At 47.4% G+C, this 12,040-nt stretch carries 11 protein-coding genes; 4 read left to right on the top strand and 7 right to left on the bottom strand.

From position 1 onward, the window contains the following. Positions 1–77: 77 nt before the first annotated feature. Together WOA13_RS10890 and WOA13_RS10885 are read left to right on the top strand one after the other, a co-directional pair. Entirely contained in the window at positions 78–1,757 is a 1,680-nt protein-coding gene (locus tag WOA13_RS10890) for an ABC1 kinase family protein (protein WP_342127926.1), read from the top strand. Positions 1,758–1,870: 113 nt separating this feature from the next. After that, positions 1,871–2,842 carry a DUF128 domain-containing protein gene (locus WOA13_RS10885; protein WP_342127925.1) on the top strand — a complete coding sequence of 324 codons (972 nt, stop codon included), beginning with the start codon at positions 1,871–1,873 and terminating at the stop codon, positions 2,840–2,842. Between the two features lie 8 nt (positions 2,843–2,850). On the opposite strand, the gene WOA13_RS10880 is transcribed toward WOA13_RS10885, so the two are convergent. The 6 genes from WOA13_RS10880 to WOA13_RS10855 all read right to left on the bottom strand — a co-directional run bounded on the left by WOA13_RS10880 (position 2,851) and on the right by WOA13_RS10855 (position 9,446). Further along, entirely contained in the window at positions 2,851–3,744 is an 894-nt protein-coding gene (locus WOA13_RS10880; protein ID WP_342127924.1) for a DUF4435 domain-containing protein, read from the bottom strand. Further along, the gene (locus tag WOA13_RS10875; RefSeq protein ID WP_342127923.1) at positions 3,677–5,032 is read right to left on the bottom strand and encodes an AAA family ATPase; all 1,356 of its coding nucleotides are present in this window, start codon (positions 5,030–5,032) and stop codon (positions 3,677–3,679) included. The genes WOA13_RS10880 and WOA13_RS10875 overlap by 68 nt, the downstream gene beginning before the upstream one ends. A 327-nt stretch (positions 5,033–5,359) precedes the next feature. Then, positions 5,360–6,487: an isocitrate/isopropylmalate dehydrogenase family protein gene (locus WOA13_RS10870; protein ID WP_342127922.1), complete on the bottom strand. Its 1,128-nt coding sequence runs from the start codon at positions 6,485–6,487 to the stop codon at positions 5,360–5,362. A 105-nt stretch (positions 6,488–6,592) separates the two neighbouring features. Then, positions 6,593–7,075 (bottom strand): 3-isopropylmalate dehydratase small subunit, encoded by a 483-nt coding sequence (locus tag WOA13_RS10865; RefSeq protein WP_342127921.1) that lies wholly within the window; start codon positions 7,073–7,075, stop codon positions 6,593–6,595. A 140-nt stretch (positions 7,076–7,215) separates the two neighbouring features. After that, on the bottom strand, positions 7,216–8,157 hold the full coding sequence (locus WOA13_RS10860) for an aminopeptidase (RefSeq protein WP_342127920.1): 942 nt from the start codon (positions 8,155–8,157) through the stop codon (positions 7,216–7,218). 5 nt (positions 8,158–8,162) lie between these two features. Further along, the gene (locus WOA13_RS10855) at positions 8,163–9,446 is read right to left on the bottom strand and encodes an ATP-binding protein (RefSeq protein ID WP_342127919.1); all 1,284 of its coding nucleotides are present in this window, start codon (positions 9,444–9,446) and stop codon (positions 8,163–8,165) included. A 49-nt stretch (positions 9,447–9,495) separates the two neighbouring features. Here WOA13_RS10855 and WOA13_RS10850 point away from each other — a divergent pair, with 49 nt between their 5' ends. Beyond that, positions 9,496–10,116: a hypothetical protein gene (locus tag WOA13_RS10850; protein WP_342127918.1), complete on the top strand. Its 621-nt coding sequence runs from the start codon at positions 9,496–9,498 to the stop codon at positions 10,114–10,116. 58 nt (positions 10,117–10,174) lie between these two features. After that, a complete protein-coding gene (locus tag WOA13_RS10845; RefSeq protein ID WP_342127917.1) occupies positions 10,175–10,663 on the top strand; it encodes a hypothetical protein in 489 nt (162 codons plus the stop codon). 243 nt (positions 10,664–10,906) lie between these two features. Here the strand turns inward: WOA13_RS10845 and WOA13_RS10840 are convergent, their stop codons facing one another. Beyond that, positions 10,907–11,977, bottom strand: a complete 1,071-nt coding sequence (locus WOA13_RS10840; protein ID WP_342127916.1) for a formate--phosphoribosylaminoimidazolecarboxamide ligase — start codon at positions 11,975–11,977, stop codon at positions 10,907–10,909. Between the last annotated feature and the right edge of the window lie 63 nt (positions 11,978–12,040).

Below are 12,040 nucleotides of genomic sequence, written 5' to 3'. Positions count from 1 at the left end.
ATTTTTGTAAGGTCCAAATGACCTTTTATTGCTAACTTAGGTTGCCATATAGTATCTAATGGCAGGCAGTATGTCGGATGGTTTCCAAGATAGTACGCAGGTATTCCATAGTGAAACGCTATGGAGTTATCATTGATACACTAGTCAAGTACGGCTTTGGATACTTCGTGGACCAGATGGGCATAAGGTCCCTTGGTTCTCTTCGGTCCCGGTTCAAGGACCGTTTAGGCAGAGGGCATGAGCCCAGAACAGGTCCTGCAAGGGCACGTATGGTACTTGAAGAGCTCGGTCCAACTTATGTTAAGTTCGGTCAGCTCATGAGCATGCGTCAGGACCTTATCCCGAAGGAATATGCAGAAGAGTTTGCCAAACTCCAGAACGATGTTCCACCCTTCGATTATTCGGAAGTTGAAAGGATCATTGAAGAAGAATTAGGGGACAAGGTGGAGAACCTCTTCCTATCCTTTGAAAAAACCCCGATTGCTGCAGCATCCATTGCTCAGGTGCATCGCGCAAAACTTCTTGGTGGTGCGGACATCGTTGTGAAGGTCCAGAGGCCGGGTATCCGGAAGGTTATTGATTCTGATCTTGACATTCTCTATAGTATAGCTGGTTTTGCAGAAGAACATGTGGAGGAAGCAAAGCTCTACAGTCCCGTGGAGGTTGTGGATGAACTTCAAAAATCCATATATTTGGAGATGGATTTTACTCAGGAAGGCCGTAATATCGAGCGGTTCCAGAACAATTTCAGGGACGATCCGAACATCGTGATCCCGGGCGTTTACTGGGAATACAGCAGTAGAAGGGTATTGACCCTTGACTACATAGACGGGATCAAGAGTGATAATTTCGAAAAGATCGATGAGCTTGGACTGGACCGGGACATGCTGGCCGAGCACGGTACTGAAGCCTTCATGAAGCAGATATTCGAGGATGGATTCTTCCATGCGGATATGCATTCAGGCAATGTCCTGATCCTTGAGGACGGCAGGATTGCCCTTCTTGATTTCGGGATGGTCGGGCATATCTCCCACGAGATAAGGAACCTGCTGATAGATGCGCTGATCGCCATCACAAGGGGGGATGTGAACCAGTACCTGGAAGTACTGAAGGACTTTGGAATGGTCCCGGATAATATTGATGTTCACGCCTTTAAGATCGATTACGAGCACGTTCTGAACAAATATTACGGCAGGTCCCTGAAGCAGCTGGACACTCCGCTCATGATCGCGGAAATGATGACTCTGCTGAGGAAGTTCAAGATAAGGATCCCTCCAAACATTGCGTTGCTCTTCAAAGGAGTAATGACCGTGAGTGGCTTTGCTCTCCAGATGGTTCCTGACTTCAATGTGACCGTCATTGCTGAACCTTATGCCCGCAACATCATGCGTACCAGGTTCAAGCCCCGCAATATTGCGGATAATATCTACACTGACCTGTGGCATACGACGCGTATGCTCCACAAGGCGCCGCTGCAGATATCACATATACTGTCAATTGCAGAGAAAGGATACCTTAACTTAAGGTTTGAACACAAAGGAATGGATCGTATCGTTGCTGAGCTCAATGCAGCCAGCAATCGATTATCATTCAGTTTAATTATCTCTTCTATCATTCTGGGCTCCTCCCTTATCATCCAGACTGGGATGCATCCCCACATCGGAGGTGTACCTCTCTTTGGGGTCGCCGGGTTTGTTATAGCCGCATTTATGGGCGTATGGCTCATGGTTTATATACTAAAAACAGGAAAGATATAACCGGCAATAGCAAATTATAAATTTATACCCGCTGTACATACGTTGCTTATTCTTAAATAGGCAGTATTAACGAGTTAACCATTGCTCTTATTATTCGTATCAGGTGCAGACAGATGACCGATCCTCAGATAGAACGTAAGCTCATTGAAATAATGCGCGTTATCAGTGAAAGTGATAAGCCCATAGGTGCCAGGAACATTGCCGATGAGTTGCAGAACCGTGGCTATAATCTGGGAGAGCGTGCTGTCCGTTATCACTTAAGGATCCTCGATGAGAGGGGATTTACGGAAAAGCACGGTTATAACGGACGTACCATCACCGCCTCCGGGAAAAAGGAACTTGAAGATGCCCTGATAGGTGACAGGCTTGATTTTGTGATCACCCGGATAGAGGAGCTGATCTATAAGACAGATTACGATCCCCTATCAAAGAAAGGCAATGTCATAGTGAACCTGTCCACGGTGGACAAGGACGATTTTGATAATGCCATTGATGTCATGAAGTACGCTTCTTCAGGCGGTGTCAGCATTAGTCCCTACATAAAGGTCTTTGAAGAGGATTCTGACTCAAGGGTATATGTGCCTCCCGGATGTGTGAACATCGCGACCGTTTGCAGCATGACTTTCGATGGTCTGCTTCTCAAGAGCGGAATTCCTATCAAACCTGCCTATGGTGGTCTAATTCAGATGGAGCACAACGACCCCGTTCAGTTCCTTGATATGATCTCATATTCAGGTACATCCATCGACCCTGTCAAGATATTCCTGATACGCCAGTCGACATCTGTTCTTGATGTACTGGATACCGGTAATGGTCGCATTCTTGCCAACATGCGGAACATACCCTCCTCGGCAGTTGAAAAAACAAAAGAGGTCCTGAAAGATCTGGAGAATTCCGGCATTGGGGGTGTACTGGGCATTGGAGGCTCTGAATCTATGGTGGGTGCCCCTGTGGAAGAAGGAATGGCCGGCGTACTGGTGGCTGTGGGTGTGAACCTTGTGGCTGCAGTTGAGGAAGCTGGTATTCCTGTAACAACATCTCCTGTTTCTATGGTCCTTGATTATGGAAACATGACCAGGCTTTGAGATCGCTTTTACTGAAGTACCACAAAGGGCTGGTTCTGTTCTTCCCATTCCTGTATCGATCGGTAAAGCTCAGTTTCCCGGAACATCGTTATGTCATAGGCGAGCCTCAGGCTCCTGTCAACGATACCTTCTGTAGCATAGCGGGAATCGGAGTTGCCGAAAACCTCTCGTAGTCCGAATGCAAGTATCTCTACTATATCATGACCCGAACATGCCTGCCAGGGATCGTGTTCTTCCTTAAGAAGGCCGATGATCTTTTTCTTGACCTTCTTTTCGTTCAGTGAGTACTCATGTGAGTTCTCCTTGACCTCTCTGATCATGTGCCTGATATTGACAGATAGCGGGAACTTCTCCATGAAGCTGTCGAAATGCATGTCCTTGAACCTTAGTGATAGCTTATCCTTTGAGGATGAGGAAAGCCATCTGAAAAGTCCTATGGGCATAGCCGCCTCAAGGAGTAACTCTCTCACAGGAGTTTTTATTTTCTGGAGTTTGAAAGGTGCTGCGAACTCTTCCAGGAGCCTGTCGAGTGCTTCCGATTCGATGAGCATTGTTTCAAGGTCGTGTGTATCGGTGACAAGAACATTCCTTTCTTCAAAATCAACTCCGTCAAGTCGCCAGAAATCGGCATCAACTATCGTCAGTATCCCTTCAAAATTCGATCTTTCAAGGATATTAACGACCTTAATAGCGTTCTCCTTGCCGTTGGCAGGAATAAGCCTGCATTTCCTGTCATCCACAAAGCGCTTGTACAGCCTCATATCGGTGCTGCCTTCGATTATCACGATGCTCCCGCTATACTGGGTTCGCATCATTCTGGCGCTATTGGCTATATCATCGGCTGTCAGGTATTTCTTCATCGTCACGTCCTCTAAGTTCGACGGTGAGGTCCCAGCGGTCATGTATGATCTGTGGCGAATGCGTAGCAATGAGGATGTCGAAGCCAGCTAGTTCTGTTATTGACTGCAGGTCCCTGAGGAATTGCTGCTGCCACAGGACATGCAGTGAGATCTCAGGTTCGTCAATGAGTATCAGGGATTCAGGGTCTACATGGAACAACAGTTCATAGAACAGGACAAGTTCCTGCTGTTCTCCTGAAGATAGTTTGGTAGGGGAGAGGCGCATGTCCTCTGAGGTTGTGAATATGAAACCATCCTTTTTGTTCACGGATAATTTCTTGTAAAGGAACCTGCAATTGATGATCCTGATAAGGAGGTCTATCCTCCGGGTAAGCTCATCAAAGACGCTGAGCTTCTGTTCGACATCCCCGATGTACAGTTGCAGGAAGTTCTTGTTCTTTTCACTGATCTCCTTGAGCTCATCAACGTCAATTCCTTCCTCGGTATCAATGAATCCAGCATCGATCAGGCACTTGCGCTTTTGTTCAAGCTCCCTTAATTCCTTTTTAAGATCATCTATGGATGTTTCAGGGTGCTCCCCGTTCTTTAACATCCGCGTAGGGAAGGTACGGTCAAGGGATTGGGAAAGGGTTGCATACTCGGCAAGTTTCTTCTGCATAAGGTTTGCCAGCTCTTCGGAATAACTGATAACCGAAGGGGTAACCGCTGTCTTTCTCTCGGTTTCCACCGGTTGAGAGTATGAAATGCTTAGAAGTCGCTGCGTCTTGATAAAACAGATATTGATCGAGTTCAGTGCGTTCTTGAGCCATGCAGGTTCATCCTTTCTTTTCTGGGGAAGGCGATCACTGAAAAGGTTCATCACTTCCTCAGATGTTAGTTTTTCCTGCGTGGTGAAGTGGACCCATGTATCGTTATCGATCCTTTCAAGTTCGGGTATCATGTGCTCGACCTTGAAAGATGAGAAGACTTCCTCGATGTCGATGGGTTTGACAGTATAGCGCTGTTTCTTTTTTCCTGGCCTCAGCAGTTCAAATCCCAGTTCCCTGTAGGAATTATCTTCCGGTGGGTGTGGAGTATTTTCATCCAGATGGATCTTTTTCTTCACAACGAGTTTGCTCCTGTCACTGAACTCAACTGTCAGTTTGCTGAAAGGGATGCGGTGGAGTTCGAAGTAGTTGGAACGGAAAAGAGAATTGAGCATCTGGAGCAGCACGGTCTTGCCGATACCATTCGGCCCGTGAAGAATGGTGATATGCTCTTCCATATTCAGCGGGATATCATGATCGAACGTCCCAAAAAGGTTCTTTACTACTATTCTCTTTATCTTCATGACCGTTCCCCACAATAGTCCCTTTTATTATTTTGTATCAATGGAACACGATTTGTGCCCATTATCATATATCTCGTTCCTGCTCATATATAGTTTCCTTTTTTTGGATGTCTGTTTGGAGCATGCCATCGATAAACGCTTCACTAACTGGTTGTGGTGGTGTTGATCGGCCAGAACTAAACATCCATGTTCAGTGATAAGCTTTCAGCTGTTCTCTCTGCTCAATAGGATGGAGTACTATCTCTAAAACCAAAGCTCCCTAAAATGAAAGTTCCTCCACGCCTTTGCAGACGTGAAGGCAAAAAAGAAAATATTGATATGCTGGATTTACTGCTCGAGCAGGATCCTTGCGATGTCGTCACCAACATTGGTGGTAGTGTTTGAGCCGCCCATGTCGTAGGTCTGGACCTTTGCTTCCTTGATGTTCTGCTCGATAGCAGAGACGATGGAGTCTGCAGCTTCTTTCTCACCGAGCTGTTCGATGAGCATTGCGCCTGCCCAGATGGTTGCGATAGGGTTGACCTTGTTCTGGCCCTTGTACTTTGGAGCTGAACCGTGGATAGGCTCGAACATGCTTGTACCGTTCGGGTTGATGTTTCCACCAGGTGCGAGTCCAAGACCGCCCTGTACCATTGCACCAAGGTCAGTGATGATGTCACCGAACATGTTCGGTGTAACGACAACGTCGAACCACTCTGGATTCTTGACGAACCACATGGTGATAGCGTCAACGAAGTTGAAGTCTGTCTTGACATCAGGGTGTTTCTCAGCAATTGCGTTGAACTCCTCTCTCCAGAATCCGTAGATGTCTGAAAGAACGTTTGCCTTGTCAACGGATGAAACGTGCTTGTTCCTCTTCTCAGCAAGGTCGAAGGAGTATTCCATTACTCTCTGTGTACCTTCCTTTGAGATCATACCGATCTGGTATGCGATCTCCTCGCTGTCGGTCTCTATGTCAAGTCCGAACTTAGCGTTGTAGAGTGTCCTGTTGACCTCAAGCAGGTCCTTGCTCATGCCGGACTTTGCACGTCCGCCGATACCGATGTAGAAGTCCTCGGTGTTCTCTCTGACAACAACGAAGTCAACGTCTGCAGGGGTCTTGTCCTTGAGTGGGCACCATACGCCTTCCAGAAGCTTGATAGGACGCAGGTTGATGTACTGGTCGAAGTAGAACCTTGCAGCGAGCAGGATACCTTTCTCAAGTACACCGGGTGCGATCCTGTCATCTCCGATGGAACCGAGATAGATCGCCTCGTAGTCTGAAAGCTCTTTAAGTGAATCCTCGGATATGAGTTCGCCTGTCTCAAGATAGTGGTCTGCACCGTGTGGGAACTCTATCCAGTCAACATCGAATCCGAACTTCTCTCCAGCTGCGTCGATGACCTTCTTACCCTCAGCTATGATCTCAGGGCCGATACCGTCACCAGGCAGGACTGGTACTTTATATTGTGCCATAAATTTCCTCCAATTGGTTATTCAAGATTTAGATCTTCATATTTTATTCAGTTAGCGTGAACGTCGATAGGCATCGAACGTTAAGAACAAAAAGGAAAGGCAAGATCAATCAATGATCTTCCTTGTGTATTCCTTTAATCCGCCTGCATCTACGATACCGCGGACAAAATCAGGTAAAGGTGTAGCCTGGTACTTCTCGCCTTTTGTAAGGTTCTCAATAGTACCGGATTCAAAGTCTACGGAGATCTCATCCCCATCATCGATCTTGTCGGTGTCAGGGCACTCAAGGAGCGCAACACCAATGTTGATCGCGTTCCTGAAGAAGATCCTTGCAAAGGACTTTGCGATAACGCATCCGACCTTTGTTCCCTTGAGGGCGATTGGTGCGTGTTCTCTTGAAGATCCGCATCCGAAGTTGTTGCCTGCAACAACGATGTCGTTCTCCTTGACATTTTCAGCAAATTCCGGGCGTACCCCGACAAAGGTATACGGGGCAAGTTCCTCGGGAGTGTTCATCACGAGGTATCTTCCAGGGATAACGGCATCAGTGTCAACGTCATCTCCGAACTTCCATACTCTTCCTTTCATTATAATCACCGGTGAAATTTTCAAATGATCGTGAATTCTTTGCTCAGATAATATCTTTCAGTTATTTAAGTACTTTCTACCGGAAAAATATTTCCGTGTCAATAAATGACCCGGTCACAAAGCTGCAGGTCCGGAATATCTCATGCAAAGCGTTCTACTTTCAGGTCCTTGCCATCAACAAGCACTTTCGGTCCTGTGATAATACCGTCCAGATGAAGGTCAACGGAAACATCTCCTCCGAAAGTGGAATTGTCTCCCAGTGCAATGTGTATGGTACCGCCCACCTTTTCGTCCTCAAGGATCACGCCGATGAGCATTGCAGCGGAATTGATGCCTATTCCCAGCTCGGCAATGTTTCTTCCATCGGGTTCTACCCTGTTAACCATCTCTTCAAGCTTTTCAGCTCCTTCGCCTTCAAAGCTCACAGCCTTACGGTCCCGGATATCGATGACCAGTGGTTCTTCAAGCAATCCGATACCTGCCATGGAACCATCGATAACGGCTTTACCGTTCACGTTCTTCGGAGCGATGTACATCTCCCCTGCCGGCAGGTTGGTGGTCTGGCCTTTTTCCTGGCACATGCCAGTGTCTGCCATCCATTCTCCGCCGTCGACATCAATGACAAGATCAGTTCCAAGTTCCGTGGTGATGCGCACTTCTTTTGACCCCTTAAGTGTCTCAAGAAGCTCATCCGCAAGGCTGTTGATCTTCTCATAATCCGCGTTCAGGCCGCCTTCCTCCATCATCCCGATGGTAATTCCCGGCATTGTAGCGGTCCTTGTTCCGTTCTCGGATGCATGTTTGCGTGCCTTTGTGTGGGTAAGTGACTTTGATGCCGGGGCGAGCAGTACATCGGCGTTCTTCATGGCTTCTTCAACAAGTGCAGGTGGTTCGGCACCATGCTGTGCCCTTGGTTCCATCGTAAGTAGCAGTGCCTCGCATCCGGCATCGACTGCTGAGGTATACAATGCCTTCGTTATCTTCTCATCTGTGCATGTATCGGTCACGATAAGCACAGTTTCCCCTTCCTTTGCACCCATGCAGGTGTTGATCACCATGTCAGCACTTTTCTTCATATCCATTATTCTCATCTCCTTTCATTCAATGCACTTGGTTCGTTCCCGCCATGCCAGCTGTATCTTGGCCTGATCTTTACAAGGTGCGTGCTCTCCGAGGTGTCATCCACAACGAATGCTATGCCTCTCTCAAGTCCCATCTTCCTGATGGCATCCCCGATGTTCTCCTTCATGTATGTGGGCCGGATCGCTTCCAGTGCCTCAATATCATCTCTTGCGGTAAGCCTGTGGCATATCACTATGTCTGACTGGGATATAATATCCGGATGCAGTGCCGCAGGTCTCTGGGTCGCGAATATTATTGACAGTCCCGGCTGCCTTCCCTGTCGTACCCATTCGTTGATCAGGACATCCGATGCCAGTGTTTCTCCCTGCGAGGGCACGAAGAGGTGCGCCTCATCGATGAACATCCATACCATGGGCATCTTCTGCTCTATATCCTCATCTCCCATGGCCATTCTCTCGTAGGAGCGCCTCTCCTTAAGACGCCTGTTGTAGGTGTCCCTGGCAATGATCCCGACAACTGCGGAGCGCACGACCTTGTCTTCGATGCTGCTCACATCGAGTACCGAAGTGCATCCCTTTCTGATAAGTTCGGAAATGCCGCAGGCATCTTTCTCAAATACTCCCCATGAGGCTGCTGTCCTCAGGTAGTTCTCAGCAGCCATCTTTGTGACGTCATCGGACCTGTCGTCCGCATTGATCCTGCTGATGATATCTTTGAAGGAAAAGCTCTCATTACTTTCCCTCATTTCCTCGATTATTCTTACCAGAAGCACTCCAAGAGGGGAAGTGGTCTTTATGCTGAATAGTTCACACCAGTCGTAACCATGTAATTGCGCCACAGGTATGGAGAACGGTGTCACCTCGATATGCCTTTCCGTGTATTCATCCACATGGCCTGCAGGCACAAAGACCTCTGCGTCAAACCCTGCAGGTTCCATGTTCCATTCCTGCAATAGCTCTTTCTGTGGATCGTTCCCTCTGCCCAGGGTCCAGAAAATTCCCATTGTATCGATAACCAGGGATGCAAGGTTCTGCCTGATGTTTTCCGGTAAAAGGGAGATCTCCTCTATTAGGGCGCCCATGGTGTAGGACTTCCCATATCCTCTTTTGCCGCATATCAGGATAGCGTGTGGTTTCAGTGCATCAATGGCAACATGTGAACCTGAGGACCTGTCAAGTGCAAGGTACCTGCCGATATCCAGCACACCATCCTCATTTTCATCCCTCCTGCCGAGTATGTATCGTTTTTTGACCACTCCTGCCTGAATGTCATCCTTTAGGTTTATCATTGAGTTCTAATCAATAACTATGCATATATGATTTTTCACCGGTGAACAAATGGTGCTGAAAAACTTTGCATGTACTGTCCCCAGATTCCTTTCCTATCTCAGGCTAAGAAAAATAGTGCACCTCTCCGGTGCTCTTTTCCCGATTCTGGCAATCTATTCGGGAAAGGAGGTCGCATTGGGATTTGTCCTGTTCCTCACACTTCTTTTTCTCGGGATCGAGCTGATCAAGCCCAAAATAAGGGGCTACTCATTTTTCAGGCTCCTCTGGAGGAAGAATGAGTATGAGGAATTTGCCATTGAGCCCCTGCTATATCTACTCTCAATACTATCGCTCCTGTTGCTATCATACAGACTGGATGAGGGTATCTGTTATGCTTCCATTGTAGTCCTTGCAGTTGGTGATGGCCTGGCCACCATGGTGGGTATACACGGGAAGATGTGCTATGGTAGTTCGTCGAAGACAATTGAAGGAACCATTGCGGGAATCCTGGGGGCAGCGATATGCAGTTTGCCCTTTGCAGGCCCGACCGCCCTGGCTGGTGCTATCACAGGCATGTATGTGGAATCCCGTTCCGGTAGCCATGACAACCTCACCGTTCCGTTTGCAGCCCTTCTGGGAATGCTTGCCGTGCAGTTTCTGGTCAATATTTATATATCGATAACTGCCTGAGTATATTGCTGGATCTACCTATCCATTTACCTTTTATTGAAAAGTTAGGGAATATATTATGAAACCAGGTCTTTGTCGAAATGTTGTCTTATTGCTGATCGTTGTCTTTTCATTATCAGCTGCAGGCTGTGAGGATATTGGGAATGGCGTGGATGATATCGAAGGTTCGGTATCGCAGACCATGGAGGACATCGATTTCCTGAGATGGGCCTCAGATTCTGCAGGGGTCATCCTGGATGACTATGAAGCGATCAAGGCCGCATCTTCCGAACGGGATGAGGTTCTGCTCAGGGAAAGCGGTATAAAGCTCAGGGAGGACTCTGGGATGTATCTTGAGGAACTGGATGGGTTCTCTTTATCTTCTTCCGTAGAGGGTGTTGCAACTGAGTACAGGGACTTTCTCCAGCGGTCCTACGAGTTTGGGGAGTTTGTGGAAACAAGTTCTCAGGAAATCGATTTCAAGACTATTGAGAGAACCCTTGAGCTAATGAACGAGACCTCTGAACTCATCGGACAGATCTCTGACATGGCGGAGCAGGGGGTCTGAAGGGGGCTTCCAGCATTTATCCGAGCATGTATTCAAGTGGTTGCAATACAACATAATCCATTATACTTTAGATGCTTTATTCGATGTCTCTCTATCTCTTTTCAGTACTGCATTTGCCAAATGTCAATTCAGGCAATCGCATACCGCTTGAAAATCCTGATCAAAAAAAGTATTTGGCTCCGGTAGTTTTCCGGAACCATGTTGGCCACAGTGAAGTGGTCCGATCTTGTGTTGATGTTTCGCTTAAGAGAGGATCTTATCCAGCTGACCCATGTCTTTTGCAAGTTTGATCTCTTTTGCTATTCTTTTACCGGTAGAGAGATCGGGTTCTACCAGGTCTGCGTAGGGTGAGCCAGATATGTAGAAGTTCGTTCCTGCAACGATACGTGCGGAGATCTCGAAGACCTTTATCTCGAGGTGGTCTGTGAACACGGTCTCAAGGCAGAACGGACCGACCATACCGCCAAAGAGCTTTATTGATTCTTCAACCACTTTTTCTCCAAGGGAGAATATGAGTGGCAACAGGGATTCCCTGGCGACCAGAGGTACGTTTCCGGTAACCACGTATGTGGGGTGTATGCCTGCCTCTTCAAGTTCTCTTGGTGAACCCAGTCTGAAGATCTCGTCTGCGTTTGATTCGACCCTCCTGTCCATGCTCAGCATTTCCAGGGTTCCCTCGCTTAAACTGTAGCCTTCGGTTTCAAGTGGTGAATAGAAATAGTGTAGGTAGTACCTTGTACCCAGAATGAACTCCTGTATGGTGAACTTCTCATTCGGGTCGATGTTCTCCAGGAACTCCTCATAGGTCTTGGCAATGAAGAAACCTCTTCCGCCCTTTGCACCGTAGTATTTTACCATGACCGGGCTGTTAATGTCCTTTGGGTCGGGAACGTTCTTTGGCATGTGAATTCCCGCGCCTTCGAGCCATTCCCTTTCCTTTTCCCTGTCTGACTCCCATTCCAGTACCTCACGGTTACCAAAGGTTGGAACCGGAAGCTCTGCGAAGTTCTTAGCTCCCATGTATTCTACAAAAGAACCGTGAGGGATAATGATCGCATTCTTCTCAACAAGTTCCTGTGCTATCTTTGGGATATCGGCATAGCTCTCAACAACGATATATTCGTCAGGCTTTGCTTTTGGGAAAGCATCATAAAAACGAGGAGGCTGGCCTACACAGATCCCTATCGTCTTTAGTCCCTCTTTGCGGGCTCCATCGAAGATCTGGAGGCTTGAGTGTGAGCAGACGGTTGCAATAGCAAGATTCTCTTGATCGTACTTGCTTATTATTTCAGAGATCTGTTGTTTTGATATCATAGTTTCGCCTCAAAAATTTAGATTAGATTGTATTATCTTGTATTTAAACTTGTGGTCTATAGT

It is taken from the genome of Methanococcoides sp. LMO-2, from assembly GCF_038432375.1.
Lineage (GTDB): Archaea > Halobacteriota > Methanosarcinia > Methanosarcinales > Methanosarcinaceae > Methanococcoides > Methanococcoides cohabitans.
Note: the sequence above shows the minus strand (reverse complement) of the source record. Positions and strands in the feature narration are given on the sequence as shown.